General features: G+C 62.4%; 17 protein-coding genes and 7 tRNA genes. 8 read left to right on the top strand and 16 right to left on the bottom strand.

Annotated elements, in window-relative coordinates:
* Window positions 1–77: 77 nt before the first annotated feature.
* Together ACQRBR_RS03655 and ACQRBR_RS03660 are read right to left on the bottom strand one after the other, a co-directional pair.
* A complete protein-coding gene (locus tag ACQRBR_RS03655; RefSeq protein ID WP_427812341.1) occupies window positions 78–665 on the bottom strand; it encodes a flavodoxin family protein in 588 nt (195 codons plus the stop codon).
* Window positions 665–1,288, bottom strand: a complete 624-nt coding sequence (locus ACQRBR_RS03660; protein WP_303880231.1) for an MBL fold metallo-hydrolase — start codon at window positions 1,286–1,288, stop codon at window positions 665–667. The genes ACQRBR_RS03655 and ACQRBR_RS03660 overlap by 1 nt, the downstream gene beginning before the upstream one ends.
* Window positions 1,289–1,432: 144 nt before the next feature.
* Between ACQRBR_RS03660 and ACQRBR_RS03665 the strand changes: the two genes are divergently transcribed.
* Window positions 1,433–3,937: a tetratricopeptide repeat protein gene (locus ACQRBR_RS03665; protein WP_427812342.1), complete on the top strand. Its 2,505-nt coding sequence runs from the start codon at window positions 1,433–1,435 to the stop codon at window positions 3,935–3,937.
* Between the two features lie 356 nt (window positions 3,938–4,293).
* On the opposite strand, the gene ACQRBR_RS03670 is transcribed toward ACQRBR_RS03665, so the two are convergent.
* Both ACQRBR_RS03670 and ACQRBR_RS03675 read right to left on the bottom strand, forming a co-directional pair.
* Window positions 4,294–4,788 (bottom strand): protoporphyrinogen oxidase, encoded by a 495-nt coding sequence (locus ACQRBR_RS03670; RefSeq protein ID WP_303880221.1) that lies wholly within the window; start codon window positions 4,786–4,788, stop codon window positions 4,294–4,296.
* Between the two features lie 71 nt (window positions 4,789–4,859).
* Window positions 4,860–5,789 (bottom strand): hypothetical protein, encoded by a 930-nt coding sequence (locus tag ACQRBR_RS03675; protein WP_427812343.1) that lies wholly within the window; start codon window positions 5,787–5,789, stop codon window positions 4,860–4,862.
* Between the two features lie 259 nt (window positions 5,790–6,048).
* Between ACQRBR_RS03675 and ACQRBR_RS03680 the strand changes: the two genes are divergently transcribed.
* The 3 genes from ACQRBR_RS03680 (at window position 6,049) to queE (ending at window position 7,863) form a co-directional block, all read left to right on the top strand.
* Window positions 6,049–6,630: a manganese efflux pump MntP family protein gene (locus tag ACQRBR_RS03680; protein ID WP_303880216.1), complete on the top strand. Its 582-nt coding sequence runs from the start codon at window positions 6,049–6,051 to the stop codon at window positions 6,628–6,630.
* A 139-nt stretch (window positions 6,631–6,769) separates the two neighbouring features.
* The gene (locus ACQRBR_RS03685; protein WP_006003584.1) at window positions 6,770–7,186 is read left to right on the top strand and encodes a 6-pyruvoyl trahydropterin synthase family protein; all 417 of its coding nucleotides are present in this window, start codon (window positions 6,770–6,772) and stop codon (window positions 7,184–7,186) included.
* On the top strand, window positions 7,186–7,863 hold the full coding sequence (queE, locus tag ACQRBR_RS03690; RefSeq protein WP_427812344.1) for a 7-carboxy-7-deazaguanine synthase QueE: 678 nt from the start codon (window positions 7,186–7,188) through the stop codon (window positions 7,861–7,863). Before ACQRBR_RS03685 ends, queE begins: the two co-directional genes overlap by 1 nt.
* 409 nt (window positions 7,864–8,272) lie before the next feature.
* Here the strand turns inward: queE and ACQRBR_RS03695 are convergent, their stop codons facing one another.
* The 9 genes from ACQRBR_RS03695 to ACQRBR_RS03735 form a co-directional block, all read right to left on the bottom strand.
* Window positions 8,273–8,926: a GntR family transcriptional regulator gene (locus ACQRBR_RS03695; protein ID WP_168935195.1), complete on the bottom strand. Its 654-nt coding sequence runs from the start codon at window positions 8,924–8,926 to the stop codon at window positions 8,273–8,275.
* A 231-nt stretch (window positions 8,927–9,157) separates the two neighbouring features.
* Window positions 9,158–9,232: transfer RNA gene (locus ACQRBR_RS03700), tRNA-Gly, on the bottom strand.
* A 58-nt stretch (window positions 9,233–9,290) separates the two neighbouring features.
* Window positions 9,291–9,365, bottom strand: a tRNA-Gly gene (locus ACQRBR_RS03705).
* Between the two features lie 19 nt (window positions 9,366–9,384).
* Window positions 9,385–9,459 (bottom strand) — tRNA-Gly (locus ACQRBR_RS03710).
* A 31-nt stretch (window positions 9,460–9,490) separates the two neighbouring features.
* Window positions 9,491–9,565 (bottom strand) — tRNA-Cys (locus ACQRBR_RS03715).
* An 8-nt stretch (window positions 9,566–9,573) separates the two neighbouring features.
* A tRNA-Gly gene (locus tag ACQRBR_RS03720) sits at window positions 9,574–9,648 on the bottom strand.
* Between the two features lie 32 nt (window positions 9,649–9,680).
* Window positions 9,681–9,755: transfer RNA gene (locus ACQRBR_RS03725), tRNA-Cys, on the bottom strand.
* Window positions 9,756–9,763: 8 nt separating this feature from the next.
* Window positions 9,764–9,838, bottom strand: a tRNA-Gly gene (locus ACQRBR_RS03730).
* A gap of 107 nt (window positions 9,839–9,945) precedes the next feature.
* Window positions 9,946–11,250: a phenylacetate--CoA ligase family protein gene (locus ACQRBR_RS03735; RefSeq protein WP_040368905.1), complete on the bottom strand. Its 1,305-nt coding sequence runs from the start codon at window positions 11,248–11,250 to the stop codon at window positions 9,946–9,948.
* Between the two features lie 193 nt (window positions 11,251–11,443).
* Here ACQRBR_RS03735 and rsfS point away from each other — a divergent pair, with 193 nt between their 5' ends.
* The 4 genes from rsfS (at window position 11,444) to ACQRBR_RS03755 (ending at window position 15,109) form a co-directional block, all read left to right on the top strand.
* Complete coding sequence (gene rsfS / locus ACQRBR_RS03740; RefSeq protein ID WP_168935194.1) at window positions 11,444–11,836, top strand: ribosome silencing factor; 393 nt, start codon at window positions 11,444–11,446, stop codon at window positions 11,834–11,836.
* Window positions 11,833–13,368, top strand: coding sequence for a 2,3-bisphosphoglycerate-independent phosphoglycerate mutase (gene gpmI, locus ACQRBR_RS03745; protein WP_427812345.1), 1,536 nt, complete (start codon window positions 11,833–11,835; stop codon window positions 13,366–13,368). The genes rsfS and gpmI overlap by 4 nt, the downstream gene beginning before the upstream one ends.
* Window positions 13,358–13,600 carry a hypothetical protein gene (locus ACQRBR_RS03750; RefSeq protein ID WP_168935192.1) on the top strand — a complete coding sequence of 81 codons (243 nt, stop codon included), beginning with the start codon at window positions 13,358–13,360 and terminating at the stop codon, window positions 13,598–13,600. The genes gpmI and ACQRBR_RS03750 overlap by 11 nt, the downstream gene beginning before the upstream one ends.
* Window positions 13,601–13,693: 93 nt before the next feature.
* On the top strand, window positions 13,694–15,109 hold the full coding sequence (locus tag ACQRBR_RS03755; protein ID WP_427812346.1) for a mannose-1-phosphate guanylyltransferase/mannose-6-phosphate isomerase: 1,416 nt from the start codon (window positions 13,694–13,696) through the stop codon (window positions 15,107–15,109).
* 490 nt (window positions 15,110–15,599) lie between these two features.
* On the opposite strand, the gene ACQRBR_RS03760 is transcribed toward ACQRBR_RS03755, so the two are convergent.
* The 3 genes from ACQRBR_RS03760 to rpoC form a co-directional block, all read right to left on the bottom strand.
* The gene (locus ACQRBR_RS03760; protein ID WP_303865987.1) at window positions 15,600–17,198 is read right to left on the bottom strand and encodes a (Fe-S)-binding protein; all 1,599 of its coding nucleotides are present in this window, start codon (window positions 17,196–17,198) and stop codon (window positions 15,600–15,602) included.
* A gap of 10 nt (window positions 17,199–17,208) precedes the next feature.
* On the bottom strand, window positions 17,209–18,132 hold the full coding sequence (locus ACQRBR_RS03765) for a respiratory nitrate reductase subunit gamma (protein ID WP_279136794.1): 924 nt from the start codon (window positions 18,130–18,132) through the stop codon (window positions 17,209–17,211).
* 677 nt (window positions 18,133–18,809) lie between these two features.
* A complete protein-coding gene (gene rpoC, locus ACQRBR_RS03770; RefSeq protein WP_303881409.1) occupies window positions 18,810–22,979 on the bottom strand; it encodes a DNA-directed RNA polymerase subunit beta' in 4,170 nt (1,389 codons plus the stop codon).
* Window positions 22,980–23,081 lie beyond the last annotated feature (102 nt).

Here is a 23,081-nt window from a genome sequence, read left to right on the forward strand (position 1 = left end):
GGGAGAGGGGCGTCGCAGCGGTGCCTCCGGGACAACGCCCGGTCCCTCCTCCCTGACGGCATTCTGCCCGGCAGGGATCACGGGCGGCCCTCCGCCATGTGGACGGCCCAGTCCCGGCCCCAGCGTTCAAGATCGGCGCACAGATCGGGGCGGGCACGCAGGTCCTCGGGACAGGCCAGACCCCGAAGGGTGCGGGTATCCGCTATCCGGGTGCCGAAGCTGGCAAAAAAGTATTTCAGGCCCAGCAGGCTGCCGGTAAAGAGCTGTTCCCCCCGCGGGCGGGCCGCCGCCAGAGCCGCCAGCACCAGGGGGCCTTTGCCTGCCGGACGGCCCGCCTCCACCCCGGCCCAGATGCGCTGGGAACGATCCACCAGCGCTTTGGCCTGGGCGGGCAGACCGTAGAAGTAGACGGGGGACGTCCAGAGGACCACGTCCGCGGCGGCGATGGCCGCAAAGACGGCCTCGACATCGTCCGTCCGCGCCAGCGGGCAGACATGGGGCGCGGCGTCACAGCTCTGGCACCCCCGGCAGGGACGGATATGCTTTTCCTGCAGGGCGATCTCTTCCACGGGCCCGCCGCCGGACAGTCCCCCGGCGATGAGGCGGGCCATGGTATGGGTGGTGCCGTTGGCGCGGGGACTGCCCAGCAGGGAAAGGATGCGCATCAGACGAAGTCCCCGCAGAAGGGGTTGTTGCGGCGTTCGTTGCCGATGCTGGTGGCCGGGCCGTGACCGGGCAGGACGGCCGTTTCTTCCGGCAGGGCGAAAAGCACCTTGCGGATGGAATGCAGCAGGGTGTCGTGATCGCCGCCGGGGAAGTCCGTGCGGCCCAGGGAGCGGTAGAAAAGGGCGTCACCGGTGAACACGGCCTTTTCGTCCGGGAAGTAATAGGAAACGCCGCCGGGGGTATGGCCGGGAGTGTCCAGCACGGTGCAGGCCATGCCGCCGAAGATTTGCCGGCCCGTGGGCAGGTCACGGCTCTCGAAGGCAGGCACCGGCGGGAAGCCCCAGATGCCGCCGTCGGAGGATTCCGTACCGATCAGGCAGGCATCATGGACCGGGGAGTAGACAGGGGCGCCGGTCTCTTTCACCAGCGTGGCCACGCCGTACATATGGTCGAAGTGGCGGTGCGTAAGGCAGATGGCGGCCAGCGTCAGGCCCTTGGCGCGCAGGTCGTGCAGGATGGGGGCGGGATCGCCGCCGGCATCGATGACCACGGCCTGACCGTCCTTGTAGACGAGGTAACTGTTGGTCTCCAGCGGACCCAGAGGATAGACGGAATACGGCATGGGATTCTTCCTTTTGCGAATGGGATTTTCTTCTAGGTAGCGCAGGAGGGTCCGGGGGGCAAGCCCGCCTGGTACGGCATGCTTGTGAACAACATTTCTTGATTTTTTCTAGACAATGCCGGAGGGGACAACTACACTGGGGCCATGAATACCGTTCCTTCCGCCTGTGATCTGACCCGCAGGGACCTCATGGACATGGATGCCCTCCTGATGCAGGAGCTGGACAAGTTCATCCAGTGTTCGCACCATGCTTTGTATTTTCCCACGACCCATGCGCCGCGCCAGCCGGAACTGCTGCCGCGCGAACGCCGCCTGCTCCTGCCCCTGTACCGGCAGGGGAGCCTTTTGGGCGTGCTGATGCTGCACGGCGTCAAGGTGAGGGATGCCCGTGTCCTGTTGCCGCAACTCCCTGCCATCGCTGACCTTTGCCTGGAACTTCTGGCCCGGGTCAAGGCTACGCGCGTGGATGCCGTGACAGGGCTGGCCACGGAGAACGTGCTCTACGGCTCCATGGAAGACGAGGCCGCCCGGGTACGCGAGATATTCGCGGACCCTTCCCGCGGGGACGGACAGAGCTCCCCCCTGCACCGGCTGTGCATGGGGCTGGTGCTGCTGCATTTTTCCAACGGGCGCGAGATCGTGGGCCGTATGGGCTTCCGCTTTGCCGATGAGCTCATGCGCCGCGCGGCCGAAGCCTTGCAGGAGGAGCTGCCGTCGGATGTGGTGGCCGCCCGTGTGGGGCGCTTCGGCATGGCCCTGCTGCTGCCATCGGTGAGCGGCCGCAGCGCCTGCCAGAAGATGGCCGAGGCCGCGCTGGCCCGCATGGCCGGGGCCGCCATGCCCGCCCCCCTGACGGGCAGGACCATACGTCCCCGTCTGAGCGCCGGTCATGCCGTGTACCCGCAGGACATGGAAGGCGCCGAGCTGCGTCTGCCCATGTTCGAGCAGGCCCGTATGCTCATGGAACGTGCCCGGCTCGCGGCCCGGATGACCTCCCAGCCGGGAGCGCCGCGCGTCATGCCTTTTGCCCGCATCCTTCAGGACGGTGGTACCGTGCTCCGGGCCCTGCCGCAGGGCCGGGTGCGGGTGGGGCTGGGGGCCCAGGCCAAGGCTCGCGAAGGTATGCGCTTTGCGGTCTGGGGGCCGTCGGGACAGGAAGGCTCCGGCAACCAGTACAAGGGCGAAGTGGTGCTCCTGCAGGTGCGGGAATTCCACTCCGTGGCCGAGACCGTGCATCTGGCCGATGCCACGGCACCGCTGGAAGCCGGGGACAGGCTCAGCTTGCTGGAAGTGCCTTCCCTTGCCGCGTCGCATCCCCATACGCCGGGCGGCAAGGCCGCTGCCGCCGATGCATCCGGCACGCTCGGGCAGGAAGGGACGGCCGCGGCGGATAAGGAAACGGAGGAGGCTTCCGTTGCCGGGAGCGTGCAGGAGGTACGCGCCCGTATCCCTGTTCTGGAGGACGGCTCCTGCGCGGGCATCTACGGGCATGGGGACTTTTTGCATCTTTTTGCCCAGGAGAAAGAGCGCACGGGGCGCTTCGTGCTGGCCATCGTGCGGGTGGATGTCCCGCATGACGCGCGGCAGGAAGCGGCGCTGGGCGAATGCCTCGCGGCATGGCGGCAGATCCCCGAACTGTGCGCCGGAGAGCCGCTGGCGGGGCTCTATGGCAGCAATGCCCTGATCTTCTTCCATGCGGACAGCAATGCCGAGGCGCTGCTGCCGCACTACGCCGCCCTGTGCGCCCGGCTGGAAGAGGCCGGACTGCCGGTCTCGGCCGGTCTTGCCGGGTATCCCCTCCTGCACTACCGCAAGGGCGAGATGCCCGACTGCGCCCTCAAGGCCCTGGAATATGCCCAGCTGCTGCCATCGCCGCGCGCGGGCCTGTGCAATTCCCTGGCCCTGAACATCAGTGCGGATCGCCGCTATGCGCTGGGGGACGTCTTCGGCGCCATCGACGAATACAAGCTGGCCCTGCTGGCGGATGCGGAAAACGTGCTGGCCCGCAATTCCCTGGGGGTCTGCATGGCTGCCCTTGGCCGTTATCACGAGGCCCGGCGGCATTTTCTGGAGGCCCTGCGCTACAAGGGCGATGCCGGGCCGGAACGGCAGGAACGCATCGCCCAGACCCATTACAATCTGGGCACGGTCTGCCAGCAACTGGGCGAGCGCCGTGCCGCGGCCCGCTATTACCGGGAATGCATCAAGGACGCCCCGGAACACGTCTATGCCCATCTGCGTCTGGGGCAGCTGTGCGAGGAGGGGGGGCGCCGCAACGAGGCCCGGCGCTTCTATGAGCTGGCCGCCGCCATCGAGGACAGGCAGGCGGAGCAGGCCGGGGAACAGCGGCCCAGCCTTGCCCGGCGCTATCTGGCCCGGCTCGCGGCCCGGCAGCGGCATGGCGGCGAGGCCCGCGAACTGCTGCACGATACCCTGCTGCGCAATCCTTTCGATGCCGCGGCCATGCTCCTGCTGGCCCGCCTGTATCTGGACGGCGACGAGGATCCGGCCATGGCCGAGCTGCTGGCCCGCAAGAGCGTGGGCCTGCGCGACACGCCCGAAGGCTGGCAGGTACTGGCCCGGGCCCTGCGCGCCTTGGGCCGTGAAGAGGAAGCCAGCCTGGCCGAGGCGCATGCCTCCGTGGGCTAGCAATCAGGCGGGGGCGGCAGCTGAGGAAGGGCCTTTGCCGCATTCCGCCGTCTGTGCTCGTGAGGGCAAGGGGACGCCCGCGCCTTTGGGGTGCTGTGGCGGCCCAAAAGCCCTTCGCCCAAACGGGCCGGGAAGGAAAATGGATAAGCGGCCCGCCATCGGGATGGCAGGGAGATATTTCTCCGCTTCGTGTGTCCGGCGGAGAGGATGCGGGACGGATCAGCCGTACCGTGCATCGTGAAGAGGGGGGAGCCTGCGGGCCCCCCTCTTTTCGCATTTGCGGCGGCCGGGCATGAAAAAAGGCCATCCGCATGGCGGATGGCCCTGGATGTTCGCGATGCTGTGGAAGGCCAGGCCTAGCGGCCCAGAAGGGCCTTGCTGGCCGGGGTCAGGCCGCGCAGGCTTTCCACGACCTTGGCCGTGCCCAGACCGGCCGGATCCTGTTCCATGATGATGAGGATGCGGGCGTCATCGGCGCTGACGCGGGTCAGGGTCTCCATGGCCATGGCCCGGCTGCGGGGCGTGCCGCGGAAGGTCCACATGGTGCCTTCCTGCTGCAGGTCCGTGGGAGCGTCCTGCATCTCGCGCATGCGGGAAGCAAAGGTCTTGGCGTCCATCTTGTCCTTGTTGGGCAGGATGAAGATGGTGATGTGGGCCTCCACGGCTTCCTCGCCGCGCTTGCCCAGCAGGAGCATGTATTCGTCCGGGTGTCCGCTCTGGAAACCGGGACGTTCGTCACTGGTCCAGCCGTCGGGCAGGTCCACGGCGAACTGGCTGAAGGTCTTTTCGGCGGCCGGAGTACTGACGGCGGCGGTCAGCAGGAACACGAGAGCAAGAAGAATATGGCGCATAACGGATCCTTTGGAGTGGGGTAAGATGTTCTCGCCAGCATAGCCCGCAGCGGGGACGGGAGCAAGCGGGGTCAGGGCCGCGGCAGCTGGGTGAGCGGTACGACCATCCGTATGATGAGGAAACACCAGGGCAGGAGCTGCAGCACAAGGCTGCGGGCCTTCTGAGGCCGGTACAGGAAGACGCTCCAGCTGATGATGGCCAGGGCGGCCAGCACCGACAGGATCAGGGCGTTCATCTGGGGCATGATGTCGAAGGGGACGCCGCTGTGCAGGCTGCGCAGCAGGGCGGCCAGCAGGGTGCTCCAGAAGTCTATGATGGAAGGCAGATACCCCACCACGGCCCAGACCGTGCACCAGCGGACGGCCAGGGTGAACGCCCTTTCGTCCGTCAGCGGCGCGCGGTGGCGCAGATACCAGAGCCAGAGCAGGGCAGCGCCGCCCGCCAGCGAGAGGTAGCGGAAGAGCAGGTGCAGGGCCTGGCGGATCTGGAGCAGGATGAAGTTGCTGCGCTCCATGCCCTGCGGCGGCTCCAGCAGCAGGCCTGTGGACAGCAGGCTGCCCAGCAGGAAGAGCAGCAGGGCCAGCAGACAGCCCCAGAGCGTCAGGCGCAGGTCAGTGGTGCGATAGACCGTGATGGCCGGATCCGTGGCGTCGGGCCAGTGACGGGAGGCACGCAGCAGGCCCCAGAGCAGCAGGGTGGCCGGCAGCCAGGCCAGCAGGGCCACGCTGGCGGGCTGGACGAGAAGGTCGGCCAGCGGAGGCATCTGCGGTTGCCGCAGGGTTTCCAGCAGGAGCATGAGCGGGAACAGGGGCAGGGAGAGGGCGGCACAGAACAGGTCCAGACGCAGGAGCTGACGTCCGCCCCAGAGGCACAAGGCCGCATTGCCCTTGCGGCCGGCCAGCAGGGTCATGAGGATGAGGAAGGGCAGGGCCTGGGCCGTCTGTGCGAGCAGGGCCTGCAGGTTGCCAAGCCAGTATATGAGGATGAAAGTCATTTGCATGGGATACTCTCCTGCCCGCTATATAAGCGTTGCCCGTGCAGGCTGCAAGAGGAGGGCGCGGGACAGCAGCCTTTGTCCGGCCGTCAGGATGCGGATGTGCCGTGCGGGCGCGTGATCGTGCTGCAGCGCAGGAACGCGGAAGCGTTTTCCGGTTCCGGCACCTCCTCCCAGCCGGGGATGCTGCGGCGGAAAACTTGCCGCCGTCGTGCGCTTGGGGTATGACTCGTCTGTTTCACCTCCGTCAACCTGCGGGATAATCATGTCATTTTTTACTGTTTTTCTGCTGGCTGTGGCCCTGTCCATGGATGCTTTTGCCGTGGCGTTGGCCTCGGGATGCGCCATCCGCGAAGTCCGGCTGCGCCAGTATGTCCGGGTCAGCGTGGCCTTTGGCTTTTTCCAGTTCTTTATGCCCGTGCTGGGCTGGTTCCTGGGGCAGTCGGTACATCATTTCATCGAGGCCTGGGACCACTGGCTGGCCTTCGTGTTGCTGGCATGGATCGGCGGCAACATGTTGCGCTCCGGTATCGGTGGCCTGCGCAAGAACGAGCCCGTGTCCTGTCCCCAGAGCGACCCCACCGCAGGCTGGAACCTGCTCCTTCTGGCCGTGGCCACCAGCATCGATGCCCTGGCCGTGGGCCTGACCTTTGCCATGACGAATACCAATGCCTTCCTGCCTTCCTGTCTCATCGGGGTGGTCTGTGCCGCCATCTCGGCCTGCGGGCTCTTTTTGGGCAAGAAGCTGTCTTCGCTGCCCATGCTCAACGGCTGGGCCGAGGTGCTGGGCGGCGTGGTGCTGCTGTGCATCGGCCTGAACATCCTGCACGAGAGCGGTGTCATCTAGCCTGCCGGAAGGCCGCAGGCCCCTGCCGGATGGTTGCCGAGCCGCGCCAAGATGCCCTATAGTGCCGGAGGCCCGGAGACCGTCCGTGCCGCAGGCATGTCCGAAATCATCCGGCATGCCGGAGTGTTGAGAGGAGACCATGATCAGTATCTGCCGTTATCATGATATTTCCGTGGGACACCGCATCTGCGGGCACGAATCCCACTGCGCCCGTCTGCACGGGCATAATTACCGCATCCACTTCACGTGCACCGCCGACGAGCTGGACGCCCTGGGGCGCGTGCTGGACTTCCAGGTGGTCAAGGAACGCCTGTGCCAGTGGCTGGAAGATCACTGGGATCACCGTTTTCTGGTCTGGGACAAGGACCCCCTGCTGGAAGGCCTGCGGGCGCTGGATCCTTCGGTGAGCGTCCTTCCCTGCAATCCGTCCGCCGAGAACATGGCCCGCTATCTGGGCGAAGTGGTGGGACCGGCCCAGCTGGAAGGCACCGGGGCCCGTCTGGTGGCCGTGGAAGTGGAAGAGACCGCCAAGTGCAAGGCGCGCTGGAGCCTGTAATGCGGACCCTGGCGGTCAACGAATTTTTCGTCACTCTGCAGGGCGAGGCCTCCTTTGCCGGGACGCCTGCCGTGTTCGTCCGTTTTCAGGGCTGTCCTGTGGCCTGCCCGTGGTGCGATACGCAGTACGCCGCCCGGCTGGACGGCGCGACGCTGGATTTTGCCGCCGTGCGTGCCAAGCAGGGGCCGGGAGCGGGCTATGCCGATGTGGAGCCCGAGGCGTTGCTGGCAGCCATCCGGGAGGCCGGGCCGCGCCATGTGGTGCTGACCGGCGGCGAGCCCTGTCGCCATGACCTCACGGAGCTGACCTCCCGACTGGTGGCGGAGGGTTTTCGTGTCCAGATCGAGACCAGCGGCACCATGCCCATCCGTTGTCATAAGGATGTCTGGGTGACCCTGAGCCCCAAACTGGACATGCCCGGTGGGCTGGAAGTGCGTCAGGATGCCTGGGAGCGGGCCGGAGAGATCAAATTCCCTGTGGATACGGCCGCGGATCTGGCCCGTTTCGAACAGGCGCTGGCAGCGGCCCGCAAGGCGGCTGCCCGGCCGCTGACGGAGCTCGTCTGGCTGCAGCCCGTGAGCCAGGGGAAGGAAGCCACACGACTGTGCGTGGAGGCGGCCTTTGCCCATCAGTGGCGTGTGAGCGTCCAGGTCCACAAATATCTGGACTTGCGTTGACGCAGCCCTTTGAACAGGGAAAGACACAACGAATATGGAAGGCGGCATGCACGGCATGTCGCCTTTTTCTTTAGCTGGTGGCCGCAGCAGCAAAGGATTCGGGAACGTTAGGGACGACCTTACCGGATGGAACGGCTGCCGAAAAGGGAGCAAGCCATGCCTGCCGATGTGGCTAGGCATCCGGCGATCAGCCGCAGCGTTTCGCCGGGGAAACGGGGCAAGGCTTATGGAGAGGCCATCCATAGTACAGGCAGAGGATGCAGGAAGAGGGGATCTTGCCGGGTGGCATTCCGCAGGCTTCCGGCATCCCGTTCGTGATGTGAAAAGCGTGCGCAAGGTACAGGCCTGTCCCCAGAACGAAAAAAGCCACCCGAAGGTGGCTTGTCATATCCGGTGGAGCGCGCGCAACCTAGTGGCGCTTCAGGCGCTTCATCTCGTCCTGCATCAGCTCCAGGCCGACCAGGATGTTGCGGCGCATGGCTTCCATGAGTTTTTCTTCATCCTTGTCGCGCATGGCGGTCAGGATGTCCTTGTGCTGCTGGATGAAGAGCGAGATGTCTTCGGGAGAATAGCGGCGGGTGTTGAGGAAACCTTCCACATAGTCCAGCAGGTGGCTGTCCACGGCCAGCAGATGGTGCATCCGCGAAAGGGAGTAGAGCTGCAGGTGGAAGTCCCTGTCTTTGTGGAAGAAAAAGTCGGCATCACGGGTATCGGCCAGGTCGCCGGCCAGCTGCTCCAGCCTGTCCATGTCTTCGGCGGTCGCCTGCTGCATGGCTTCCTTGGCCAGGGCACATTCCACCTGGATGCGCAGGTTGAAGATGTGCTCGATTTCCTTGGAAGAGGGCGGCATCATGACGATGGCCCCCTTGTAGGGGATGTTCTGGACCAGGCCGGATTTGTCCAGGCGCATGAGGGCATCCCGGATGGGCCCGCGCCCCACGCCAAGTTTTTTTTCCAAGTCTACAAGGACTAGTCGGGTGCCGGGCAGGGCCTCACCGGACAGGATCATGTCACGGATCAAATCGTAGGCCGCCAGCGATTTGATGGTAGAAGCAGTACTCATGGAAACTCCTTCTGTAAGGTACATATTTTGATAAATAATTTATGAAATTATGTCAAATGGCCCGGGATGGCAAAAAAAGGAGGAAACTCGCCTGCATGGCACGTTTTTTTGCGGTCCGCCAGCAGGGCGGGGAAGCCTCCGGACATGCGTACAACAGGGGAACGCTGTCGGGGAGATATGTCCGGATACAAAAAAAGGGGCTTTCTCCTAAGAGAAAACCCCTGAATTTGCTGGAGCGGGAGACGGGATTTGAACCCGCGACTTCAACCTTGGCAAGGTTGCACTCTACCACTGAGTTACTCCCGCGCGGGATGCGGAACGATCCGCTATGGAAAGGACCTCATAAGAAGTCCGTGTCGGCTTGTGGAGCGGGAAACGGGACTTGAACCCGCAACCTTCAGCTTGGGAAGCTGACACTCTACCGTTGAGTTATTCCCGCCCGAAAGGGCAGTTTTTTATGGAGCGGGAGACGGGATTTGAACCCGCGACTTCAACCTTGGCAAGGTTGCACTCTACCACTGAGTTACTCCCGCACACTGGCACGGTATGTTGCGATCGTTTTTATGGAGGCGACATCCAGATTTGAACTGGAGAATGGAGGTTTTGCAGACCTCTGCCTTACCACTTGGCTATGTCGCCTTATGTTGTGGAGCGGGAGACGGGATTTGAACCCGCGACTTCAACCTTGGCAAGGTTGCACTCTACCACTGAGTTACTCCCGCGCATATGCACGGCATATCCACCGATCGTTTTTTGGAGGCGACATCCAGATTTGAACTGGAGAGTGGAGGTTTTGCAGACCTCTGCCTTACCACTTGGCTATGTCGCCTCATTTGTTGGAGCGGGAGACGGGATTTGAACCCGCGACTTCAACCTTGGCAAGGTTGCACTCTACCACTGAGTTACTCCCGCTCAACGAAAGAGGGTTCTACGCTAGAGACCCCCTTTCTGTCAAGCAGCTTTTTTCATTTTGTCGAAAAATAAAAAATTTATTTTCCAACATGCTGCTTTTGTTGGTTTTATTCTGTAGGCCGCTTGTCGATGATACGCTTGGCCTTGCCTTCGGAACGCTGGATGGAATGCGGCTCCATAAGGCGCACCTTGGTGGTGACGCCCAGGAATTCCTTGATGCTCTTCTGGATGGAGCTTTCCAGGCTCTGCAGCTTGCGGATCTCGTCGGCAAAAAGGGTCTCGTTCATCTCCACCTGGACTTCCAGGGTATCCAGGTTGTTTACGCGGTCCACGATGATCTGATAGTTGGGGCTCAGGTTCTGGTTTTCCATGAGCAGGGCTTCGATCTGCTGCGGGAAGACATTGACGCCGCGGATGATGAGCATGTCGTCGCTGCGGCCCCGGATGCGGGTCAGACGCACATGGGTACGTCCGCAACGGCAGGGAGTGTAATCCAGGCTGGTCAGGTCGCGGGTGCGGTAGCGGATCAGCGGGATGCCTTCCTTGGTGAGCGTGGTGATGACCAGTTCGCCCACTTCGCCCTCGGGGAGCTGTTCGCCGGTGACGGGGTCGATGATCTCGGGCAGGAAGTGGTCTTCCCACAGGTGCATGCCGCACTTGGATTCCAGGCATTCCATGGCCACGCCGGGGCCCATGACTTCGGAAAGGCCGTAGATGTTCAGGGCATTGATGCCCATTTTCTGCTCGATGTCCTGGCGCATCTCTTCGGTCCAGGGCTCGGCACCGAACACGCCGGTACGCAGGGGCAGGTCACGGAAGTCGATGCCCACTTCCTGGCCGGCTTCCCACAGGTGCAGGGCGTAGGAGGGCGTACAGCACAGGGCCGTGGCGCCGAAATCGCGCAGCAGGTAGGCCTGGCGACGCGTGGCGCCGCCCGAGGCCGGGACCACCGTAGCACCGATGCGCTCGGCACCGCCGTGGGCGCCCAGACCGCCGGTGAACAGGCCGTAGCCGTAGGCCACATGCACGATGTCCGTCTGGTTGACGCCGGCGGCGGACAGGCTGCGGCCGGCCAGTTCGGCCCAATTGTGCAGGTCGCGGGCGGTATAGCCCACCACCACGGCCTTGCCGGTGGTGCCGCTGGAGGCGTGCAGGCGGACGATGTTGTCACGCGGCACGGCGAAAAGACCGAAGGGATAGTAATTGCGCAGGTCCTGCTTTTCGGTAAAGGGCAGGTTCTTCAGATCGGCCAGGCTCTTGATGTCGCCGGGCTTGATACCGCTCTCGTCGAAGCGTTTGCGGTAGAAAGGCACATTGGCATAGACACGGGAGCAAAGGTCCTGCAGACGGCGCAATTGCAGGGCTTCGATATCTTCGCGGGGCAGCGTTTCCTTGTCGATATTGAAAATCACGGCGTTTCTCCTTGAAATCCTGAGTAGTCTATGGATGACGCAAAAGCCCCCCAAGGTCAAGATATCTGCTTGAAAAACATGGATAACATATTGCAATGCAATGTCTTTTTTTATGCCCGGAACAATGCGCCGGGCCATCCCCGGGCCGGGCGGCATTGTTGCCCTCGGGTACGCTTTGAGGTATGGGAGGGACATGCAAAACCTTATCTCTACCCCCAAGAAATATTCGGAACTGCCTACGGCGGAAAAAATGGCCGTCATCAAGGCGTGGCTTGAGGAACACAAGGCTGTCGACGTGGCCGAGATCGACCTGGCCGGCCAGGGTGCCTTCACGGACGCCCTGCTGGTGGTCAGCGCCACCTCCGTGCGTCATGCCCAGAGCCTGGCGGACGGCGTTTCTGCCCTGTGCCATGAACAGAACTACGAATACCTGCGCATGGAAGGCTACAACACCGGCCAGTGGATCCTGGTGGACTGCAACGACATCGTGGTCAACATCTTCCAGCAGTCCGTGCGTGATCTGTATCAGCTGGAGAACCTGTGGGGCGCGGCTGCCGCTGCCCTCAACAAGGAGCCCCGTGCATGACCCCCACCCTGTTGCTCATTCTTGACGGCTGGGGCCTGACGGAAAAAGGGGAAGGCAATGCCCCCTGGGTGGCAGCCACGCCCCATCTGGATGACCTGATGGCGCGCTGCCCCCACAGCCGCCTTGCCGCCTCCGGGCGCGAAGTGGGCCTGCCTGCCGGCTATATGGGCAACTCCGAGGTGGGACACCTCAATATCGGTGCGGGACGCATCGTCTATCAGGACATGACGCGCATCGACGTGGCCCTTGAGGACGGCTCCCTGTTCCACAACCCCGTGCTGCAGGACGTGCTGGAAAAAACACGCCGCAGCGGCGGCCGTCTGCATCTGGCGGGCCTGCTCTCCGACGGCGGCGTGCACAGCCACATCAATCATCTGGTGGCCCTGTGCGCCATGGCTTTCGCCGCCGGTGTGCCGGTGCGCATCCACTGCTTCATGGACGGGCGCGATACCCCGCCCCAGAGCGGCGCCTCCTATGTGCGCAGCCTGCTGGAACAGATCGTCTCCATGAAGGACGTGCGTGTGGCCAGCCTGGCGGGGCGCTTCTATGCCATGGACCGCGACAAGCGCTGGGAGCGCGTGTCCGAGGTGTGGGATCTCATGGTCCACGGCAAGGGCCGCAAGGCCACGGATGCCGTGCAGGCTGTGGAAGATTCCTATGCCGAGGGCGTCAGTGACGAATTCATCAAGCCCGTGCTGCTGGAAGGCGAGGATGCCTCCACCCTGCAGGACGGGGACGGCCTGTTCTTCTACAATTTCCGCGCCGACCGCATGCGCGAGCTTTCCCAGGCCTTCGTAGACGCGGACTTCACCGGTTTCGAGCGGGGCAGGGTGCCGCAGCTGGCTGCCGTGGCTTCCATGACGGCCTACGACGCCCACTTCCCCCTGCCGGTGGCCTTCCCTAAGGAATCCGTGACCATGGGCCTTGGCGAAGTCGTTTCGCAGCAGGGCATGCACCAGCTGCGTCTGGCCGAAACGGAAAAATACGCGCACGTCACCTATTTCTTCAACGGCGGTGTGGAAGAGCCCCTGCCGCTGGAAGACCGTATCCTCGTGCCTTCACCGCGCGAGGTGCAGACTTATGACCAGAAACCGGCCATGAGCGCCCGCGAGGTCACGGACAAGTTCGTGGAAGCCTGGCAGAGCGGCCAGTACGACCTGGTGGTCTGCAACCTGGCCAACGGCGATATGGTGGGCCATACGGGCGTGCTCTCCGCCGCCGTGGAAGCCTGCGCGGTGGTGGATGAATGCGTGGGGCGCATGGTGGCTGCCGTGGAGGCCCGCAAGGGCTGGATGCTGCTCATCGCCGACCACGGCAACTGCGAAGTCATGAAGGACGGAGAGGGCAAGCCCCAGACCGCCCATACCACCAATCCCGTGCCCTGCATCCTGCTGGATGCCTCCGGCAAGGAATGGCGTCTGCATGACGGCAAGCTGGCCGATGTGGCACCGACCCTGCTGCGCATGTGGGGCATCGCCCAGCCCGAGGCCATGACCGGGACGCCGCTGGTGGAGGAAGCCCATGTCCGGTAGCCAGAAACCTTTGGAGCCTGTGGCTCCTGACGGCATGGAGTTGCTGTTTTTCTACCGCTGTCCCCACTGCCTGCGTCATGTACCGCTGGTCAACCCGGTGGAGCCGCGCAATGTGCGCTGCGACGGCTGCGGCAAGCAGTTCCCCATCATCCCGGTGGACGAGCATGGCCTGCATTATGTGCGCATCATGCTGGCCAACGGCAAGGCCGCTGCCAATCCCGACTATCTGTAAGCGTCGCCATACGGCCGGAGGAAAGTCCTTCCGGCCGTTTTCTCTACCGCGATGCTTTTTTCTCCACGTTTCCAAATATACCGAGCAAACGACATGAAGATCTGTCCCGTCATCTTGTGCGGGGGCGCCGGTACACGCCTGTGGCCCCTGTCCCGTCGCAAGTATCCCAAGCAATTCATGGACCTGGGCGGTCATACGCTGTTCGAGGATACGCTGCAGCGTCTTGCGGCCGTGCCCGGACTGGCCGCGCCCGTAGTCATCTGCAATGAAGAGCAGCGCTTTCTTGCTGCCGCAGCCCTGCAGCGTCAGGGACTGAACGGCCGGATCCTGCTGGAACCGGAACCGCGCAATACGGCACCGGCCATCGCCGCTGCCGCGCTGGCCGTGACGGCTGCCTGTGATGTGGAAGACGGTGATCCTGTGCTGCTGGTCCTGCCTTCGGACCATGTGCTGGAAGATTTGCCGGCTTTTGCCGCTGCCGTCGCGCAGGCTGCGGAGTGTGCCCATGAAGGGGCCCTGGTCACCTTTGGGGTCACGCCCGACCGTCCCGAGACCGGCTACGGCTACATCGAAAAGGGCGATGCCCTGGCCTCCGGTTTCGCGGTCCGCCGTTTTGTGGAAAAGCCCGCGCAGGAGGCTGCCGAAGCCATGCTGGCGCAGGGCGGCTACTTCTGGAACAGCGGCATGTTCGTGTTCCGTGCCTCCCAGTATCTGGCCGAGCTGGAAGCCCAGGCCCCGGCCATCATGGCCGCAGTGCGCAAGGCCTGGGCCCTGCGCCGGGCTGATTATGACTTCATCCGCCTGCATCGGGAATCTTTTGCCCAATGTCCCTCTGATTCGGTGGACTATGCCCTGATGGAAAAAAGTGCGCATGTGGCCATGGTGCCGCTGCCGTGCCGCTGGAGCGATCTGGGCTCGTGGGAAGCCATCTACGAGAACAGCACGCAGGATGCGGAAGGTAATGCTTGCGTGGGCGATGTGCTGGCCCAGGACAGTCAGGGCTGCTACATCCATGCCGGGAGCCGCCTGGTGACGACGCTGGGCGTGAAGGATCTTGTGGTGGTGGAGACCGGCGACGCCGTTCTGGTGGCCGACAGGGCTCGCAGCCAGGAGGTCAAGACCCTGGTGGCCCGGCTTGCCGCCCAGGACCGGCACGAGCAGGAGATGCATCTGCGTGTGTACCGTCCCTGGGGCTGGTATGAGACCCTGGCCCTGGGCGAGCGCTTCCAGGTCAAGCGGATCCAGGTCAATCCCGGAGCCGCGCTTTCCCTGCAGCGTCATCGGCACCGGGCCGAGCACTGGGTCGTCATCGCCGGGGAAGGTCTGGTGCGCGTGGGGGATGAAGAGATGCACCTGCATGTGGACCAGTCGGTCTACATCCCCCAGAAGACCATGCATCGGCTGAGCAATGCTTCGGCGCAGCCGCTGGAGATCGTGGAAGTCCAGACCGGTGATTACCTGGGCGAAGACGATATCGAGCGTTTTGACGACCGTTACGGGCGTGAATGAGTCTGAGATGGCCTGAGGCCATCACTAGAGATACTAAAAGGCTGCGGGAGATTTTCCGCGGCCTTTTTTATTTCTGGCCGTTAGCCTGTTGAGTGTTACGAGGCGAAACGAAATAACGGATGATTTTGGGGATGTCCCCTAGGGACAGACATCAGGCAAACGCCCGCAAACGTCGCGCAGTCCTTCAGAGCCCGTCTGATATACGACTCACAACCAGATGGATGAAACGGATCTTTCGTTGTAATCATCCAGACGTTTTTCCTGGTGTCACAGGGCAATCGCCGACAGTGGACAGGCCCGGGAAAAAGTTTTTTGGCGAGGAGGGGAGGCGAGGGGGAGGGCACACCTTTTATCCATAAAAGGGGGCCTCCCCTCGCTCGCAGGGAAACACGGGGGCAGAGGGATGCGCCGCAGTTCTCCCGCTTTTTCTGTAGACATAAAAAAGGGGGGAGCATCGCTGCTCCCCCCAAAGATGACACACGGTCGAAGATTACTCTTCGTCGCCTTCCCACTTGATGAAGCCGGGATTGACGTTGACCATGGCGTTGACGATCAGTTCCACCAGGCCGCCGTAGGCGAAGCTGTTCTTGGTGTACAGGTCGCTGTGTTCCAGCATTTCGCGGATCTGGCCCTTGCAGTTGGAGCAGGGAGCGCAGATGTACTTCTTGGTTTCGGGGCCAAGGCAGTCCTTGAAGGCCTGGGCGATCTGCCACATCTTTTTACGACCGGAGATGTTGCCGCGCCATTCGTCGATGTTCTGACGGGTCATGATGGCGAAGCCGGAACCACCGCCGCAGCAGTAGTTGTCCACGCCGTGGCAGGGCATTTCGCGGAACTGCGGGGCGATCTTGTGCAGGATCTCGCGCTGGGGCTGCACAATACCCATCAGGCGCACGGCGTTGCAGGGGTCGTGCAGGGTGACGGGGAAGTTGTTGCGCGAAGGATCCAGCTTCAGGCGACCGGACATGACGATGTCACGCAGGGTCACGTAGCAGGATTCGCGGGGCACCTGGTATTCGTAGGGGATGACGCGGTCGGCGATAACGGTCATGGCCTTGTGGGCGTGGCCGCATTCACCGATGACGATCTTCTTGGCACCCAGTTCCTTGGCGGCCTGCATGTGCTGCAGGGCGATACGGGCGGTCTGGGCGTCGTCGTAGAACACGCCGTAGTTCACGCCGTCATAGGCCACGGCCTTGCTGGACAGGGTCCAGGACAGGCCGGCTTCCTGGAAGATCAGGGAGAAGCTGGCGATGTTTTCGGGCCAGGCCATGACTTCGCCGGCGTTGTGGATCAGCAGGATGTCGGCACCCTTCACGTCGAAGGGGGTGTGGATGCCCACGCCGGTGATTTCGGTGTAGTCCTCGTCGATGAACTCCACGTTTTCTTTCACCACGTCGGGGGTCATACCGGTGGAGGAGCCCACCTTCATCTGGTTGATGGTGCCCTTTTCGTGCAGTTCGCGGGGCGAGAAGCCCAGTTCCTGGCTGAACAGCTTGCGGATTTCGCGGGCGATCAGGCCGTTATCCACACCGATGGGGCAGGTCTGGGCGCAGCGACGGCAGAGGTTGCAGCGGTAGGCCAGTTCGCCCAGGCGGGCAACGGTCTTCCAGTTCAGGCCCATGTCGCCGTAACGCCATTTGGCCAGGGGCTCTTTCTTCACATACTGCTTGTAGATGCGGCGGAAGATTTCAGAGCGGTAGTTGGGGCGGTACATCTCGTTGTGGCCGGACATCTCGTACAGATGGCAGGCATCGGAACAGGAGTTGCACTGGGCGCAGTAGTCCATGCTGGTTTCCAGCATGGGCAGGAAGGTCCAGTTGTTTTCCTTGCTGAACAGCTTGCGCATACCGTCCAGGAAACGGTTGACCAGCTCTTCTTCTTCCTGGGGGGTCTGGGGCTTGGGGATATTCAGCACGCAGACTTCGTCCAGGATGCAGGCCACTTTGGCCTTCTGTTCGTCGCTGACGGGACGCCAGGGCATCTTGACGAGGTCAAGACCTTCCACATCGGGGATGTCCTTGAGGTCGATGCTGACCATCTGGCCTTCGGCCGTGGAAATATCAGTCAAACGCAGCGTATCTTTCATGATGTACTCCCTAGTCCTTCTTGGGGGATTCGGTAGCGATGTCCAGCCAGGTCTTGGTGCCCTGACCGTTGATGTGGTCGGCAGCCCAGCTCACCTTGAACTGCAGGGCCTGCTTCATCTTCTCGTTGTTCTTCTGGCTGAAATCGGTGGGGGTGTCGCCCCAGCGGATGTCATGGTAGGTGAAGTACTTGAAGATCAGGTGGCCCATGTGGGTCATGGGAATCCAGATCAGCACGAAGAAGCCGAACAGCATGTGGATCACGAAAGTGGTGCTGTTGATGTCGGCAAAGTTGAAGGTGAGCAGGTTGTAGATGAAGTCACCGGACATGCGGGCAAAGGAGGGGTTGAAGGCCCAGGCCACCAGACCCACCAGGGCGAAGACGATGAACACGCCCAGGTTGAAGAAGTGTTCGGGGGTGGTGTACTTGCGCAGGCCTTCGTCGTGCAGACGACGGCAAATCAGGCCGATGCCGCCACCGATGATGCCGAACATGCCCAGCAGGCTGATGGCATTGATGACGTTGTGCACGAAGGTCAGGAAGCCGCCGTCGGGGTTCATGCCGAACAGGCGCAGGAAGGCGGCCACGACCAGGATGATGGTGCCGCCCATCAGCATGTACAGACCGAAGTGGAAGGGATAGGTGCGGAACCACAGCTTGAGGTTATGGGTGAAGGTGGCGTGCAGGAAGAGCACTTCTTCCAGCAGGGCCTTGATGTCGCCCATGTGGTCGACGTGGCGGGGCTTGGTCCACCAGTCGGTCTCTTCCATGAAGCTGCCGCCGTAGGAGCCTTTGGGGCCTTCATGCGGCACGGGGTAGAGCTCCCAGCGGGCGTGCAGGGGGCTGGCAGCCAGATAGCCTTTCACCTTGATGGCGGCAGTCGCCACAAAGCCGATTACTGCAAGGTAGGCCAGGATGTAGAACAGAGTTGTCATGCGTTTTCTCCCATGAGTCGAGATGCCTGCGGCATCGTGGTTTCTGCGCATGACCGAGCCAGATCCGGTCATGAGCAAGAGGTGCAGCGCACCAGGAACCAACCTCTCCAGAACAATGCGCCGGGATTCGGCGGGTCGGATCATGCCGGGGCACGACCTGTCGCCGCCTGGTCTCAGGCGCGGAACAATTCCTGCCTTCTACCGTAAAATGCAAGAAATGCAAAGATGGCACGCAGATTCCCAAAATACTCCGACCTGGCTATGTTTTCTTGTTTATATAATTATTTTAATATGTTAACTTAAGCGAAGCCATGCTTTGCGCGTATGAAAAATTTTTTGGCCTCCTTTTCACAACACGTTGGCTCCGGCGGAGGGGGATGCGTCTTTGCCCGCAGGTCCTCCCGGCTTTTGCCGGGAGGTCTTATCGTTCTCTTATCAGGAATTAATCACAAAAAGAAAGGAGGGAAGGGCTTCTCTACATTTTGTTGCATTGGGGAAGATATCCGGTCCCAACCGCAGAGAGGAAGGCGCCGGGACAGCACCGGCAAGCGCGGCTGGGTCGGCGATGGCGAGAGGGCATGGCGTGCTGCATACGGTACCTCGGCCGATCGGCCATACATAAAAAAAGGGCGACCGCCATATGACGGTCGCCCTGATGTTCAGCAGAGGAAAGGGGCCTACTGGCCCAGATCCACCAGCACGGGGTTCTCTTCCAGATCTTCCAGGAACTTGTCCGGACGTTCCTTCTGGTCGGGCACGGTGATGTCGCCGTGGACATACTCGCGATAGCCCGTACCGGCCGGGATGAGACGGCCCACGATGACGTTTTCCTTGAGGCCGCGCAGGTAGTCCATCTTGCCCTTGAGGGAAGCCTCGGTGAGCACCTTGGTGGTTTCCTGGAAGGAAGCCGCCGAGATGAAGGACGAGGTGGTCAGCGAAGCCTGGGTGATACCCAGCACCAGGGGTTCGGCGGTGGCGGGCTGACGGCCTTCGGCGATGGCCTTGTGGTTCTCGGCCTTGAACTCGGCCTTGTCCACCTGTTCGCCCACCAGGAAGCTGGTGCCGCCGGAATCCAGCACGGTGACCTTCTTGAGCATCTGGCGCACGATGACTTCGATGTGCTTGTCGTCGATGCCCACGCCCTGGAAGCGGTACACTTCCTGGATTTCGTCCACGAGGTAGCGGGCCAGGTACTTTTCACCGCGGGTGCGCAGGATGTCGTGCAGTTCGGGCGAACCTTCGGTCAGCGGATCGCCGGCTTCCACGAAGTCGCCGTCGGCCACGGTGATGTGCTTGCCCTTGGGCACCAGGTATTCCTTGGAATCACCGATTTCGGGGGTCACCACCAGCTTGCGCTTGCCCTTGGATTCGCCGGCGTAGGACACGGTACCGGAGATTTCGGAAACCACGGCCATGTCCTTGGGCTTGCGGACTTCGAAGAGCTCGGCCACGCGGGGAAGACCACCCACGATGTCCTTGGTCTTGGAAGTTTCGCGGGGCTTACGGGCGATGATGTCACCGGCCTGGATGGCCTCGCCGTCCTTGACCATGATGATGGAGCCCACGGGCAGGCTGTACACGGCGGACGCCACGCTGTGCGGACGCTGCTTGACGTTGCCGTGCTCATCGCAGACCGAGATGGACGGACGGTAGTTGGTGGTACGGTATTCCATGATGGTCAGGGAGGCCTGACGCGTCACGTCGTCCACCTTTTCCTGCACGGTCTTGCCGTCCACGATGTCGGTGAAGCGGATGATACCTTCTTCTTCGGACACGAAGGGTTCGTTGAAGGGGTCCCACTCGGCCAGCACGGTGCCCTTGGTCACTTCCTGACCGTCGGTCACATGCAGGCGGGCGCCGTTGGGCAGGATGTACTTTTCACGTTCGCGGCCCTGCGGATCCACGATGGTCAGCTGGCCGCTCTTGCCCAGCACCAGCTGGATACCGTCACGGTTGGTAACGGCGCGCACGCGGTTGAGGATGACGCGACCGGTGTTCTGGGCTTCGAACTTGTTCTTTTCAATGGTGCTGGATGCGGTACCACCGATGTGGAAGGTACGCATGGTCAGCTGGGTACCGGGTTCACCGATGGACTGGGCAGCAATGATACCCACGGTCTCGCCGGTGTTGACCAGATGGCCGCGGGCCAGGTCGCGGCCGTAGCACAGGGCGCAGATGCCGCGCTCGGCCTGGCAGGTGAGGGGCGAACGCACCGTGATGGAGCTGACGCCGTGTTCACGCAGCACAGCGGCCTCGGCTTCGTCGATGAGGGTGTTCTCGGGCAGCAGCACCTTTTCCGCGTCTTCGGGATCGTAGACGGGGTAGAGCAGCACACGGCCCATGGCGCGTTCCCACACCGGGGTCTTGATGTCGCCGCCTTCGCGCAGGTGGGTCAGCTCGATGCCGTCCACCGTGCCGCAGTCGTGTTCGGAGACGATCACGTCCTGCACCACGTCCACCAGACGACGGGTCAGGTAACCGGAGTTGGCCGTCTTCAGGGCGGTGTCGGCCAGACCCTTACGAGCACCGTGGGTGGAGGTGAAGTACTGCAGCACCGACAGGCCTTCGCGGAAGGACGAGGTGATGGGCGTTTCGATGATTTCACCGGAAGGCTTGGCCATCAGACCGCGCATACCGGCCAGCTGACGCATCTGGTCCTGGTTGCCTCGGGCACCGGAGGTGGACATCATGAAGATGGAGTTGAAGCTCTGGTTCTTCTCTTCACGGCCGGTCTTGGGATCCTTCAGGATATCGTAAGAGATCTCCTTGATCATTTCCGTGGAGACGTCCTGGGTGGCCTTGGTCCACACATCGACGACCTTGTTGTACTTTTCGGTACGGGTGATGATACCGTCGCGGTACTGGCGTTCGATGTCGTCCACCTCGGCCTGGGAAGCGGCCAGGATGTCCTTCTTGCGGGCCGGGATGATGAGGTCCTTCACACCGATACTGACACCGGCGCGGGTGGCGAACTCATAACCCATGTTCTTCAGATTGTCGCAGAGGATGACCGTGGCCTTGATGCCGCACTGGCGGTAGCAGTTTTCCACCAGCTTGGCGATCATCTTCTTGGTCAGCACCAGGTTGACGTTCTCGAAGGACATTTCCTTGGGCAGGATGTTGCTCACCAGCACGCGGCCGGGCGTGGTGCGGTAGGTCTTGCCGTCGGGCATGCGCACGTTGATGCGGGCGTGCAGGGACACGGCATCGGCATCATAGGCGGCTTCCACTTCCCAAGGAGCGCAGAAGGTCATGCCTTCGCCCTTCTCGAAGCTGCGCTCGGAGGTCATGTAGTACAGACCCAGAACGATGTCCTGGGAAGGCACGATGACAGGACCGCCGTTAGCGGGCGAGAGGATGTTGTTGGTGCTCATCATGAGCACGCGGCATTCGATCTGCGCTTCCACGGAAAGCGGGATGTGCACGGCCATCTGGTCACCGTCGAAGTCGGCGTTGTAGGCCGAGCAGACCAGGGGATGCAGACGGATGGCCTTGCCTTCCACCAGCAGGGGCTCAAAGGCCTGGATACCCAGACGGTGCAGGGTAGGGGCACGGTTGAGCATGATGGGGTATTCGCGCACCACTTCCGAGAGAATGTCCCAGACCACCAGCTCTTCACGCTCCACCATCTTCTTGGCGCTCTTGATGGTGGAGGCATAACCGCGCTTTTCCAGCTCCGAGTAGATGAAGGGCTTGAACAGCTCCAGAGCCATCTTCTTGGGCAGGCCGCACTGATGCAGCTTGAGGTAAGGACCCACGGTAATAACGGAACGACCGGAGTAGTCCACGCGCTTACCCAGCAGGTTCTGACGGAAGCGGCCCTGCTTGCCCTTGATCATGTCGGACAGGGACTTGAGCGGACGACCGTTGGTACCGGCGATGGCGCGACCGCGGCGGCCGTTGTCGAACAGGGCGTCCACGGCTTCCTGCAGCATGCGCTTTTCGTTGCGGATGATGATGTCGGGAGCGCCCAGTTCGATGAGGCGCTTCAGACGGTTGTTACGGTTGATGACGCGGCGGTACAGGTCGTTGAGGTCGGAGGTGGCGAAACGGCCGCCGTCCAGGGGCACCAGGGGACGCAGCTCCGGCGGGATGACGGGAATGACTTCCATGATCATCCATTCGGGCTTGTTGTTGGACTCCAGGAAGGCCTCGACGATCTTCAGGCGCTTGGTGAGCTTCTTCTTTTTGGTCTGGCTCTTGGTGGTCTCGCTTTCTTCGCGCAGTTCGGTGCGCAGCTTTTCCAGATCCAGCTCTTCCAGAAGGGAGCGCACGGCTTCGGCGCCCATGCCCACGGTCAGGGCGTCTTCGGTGCCGTAGTGGTCCAGGATCTGCAGGTACTGGTCTTCAGAGATGACCTGGCGGCGCTGCAGATTGGTCTGGCCGGGATCAAGCACGATGTAGGAATCGAAGTACAGGACCTTTTCCAGATCGGCCATGGTCATGTCGAGCAGGGTACCGATCTTGGAGGGCAGGGTCTTGAGGAACCAGATGTGGGCCACGGGCGCGGCCAGTTCGATGTGGCCCATGCGCTCGCGACGCACCTTGGAGGCAATGACTTCAACGCCGCACTTTTCGCAGACGATGCCGCGGTGCTTCATGCGCTTGTACTTGCCGCAGTTGCACTCGTAGTCCTTCACGGGGCCGAAGATCTTGGCGCAGAACAGGCCGTCGCGCTCCGGCTTGAAGGTACGGTAGTTGATGGTTTCCGGTTTCTTGACCTCACCGTAGGACCATTCGCGGATGGCTTCGGGCGAGGCGATGGAAATCTGGATGGCTTTCAGGTTGCGGATGTTGGTCACATTGGCCGACGTGCCGCGTGCAGTGAAGAGATCGTCCAGGCTCATATATCTACCTTGCTTGTCAAAAGCTCGTTACAGTCGTTGTGGCGTATGGTTGACGCTCCGTCCCGGGGAATGGCGCTGCCGGGCACCGCGCGATGGCGTGAT

Origin of the sequence: Desulfovibrio sp. SGI.133, assembly GCF_050313955.1 — a bacterium.
Lineage (GTDB): Bacteria > Desulfobacterota > Desulfovibrionia > Desulfovibrionales > Desulfovibrionaceae > Desulfovibrio.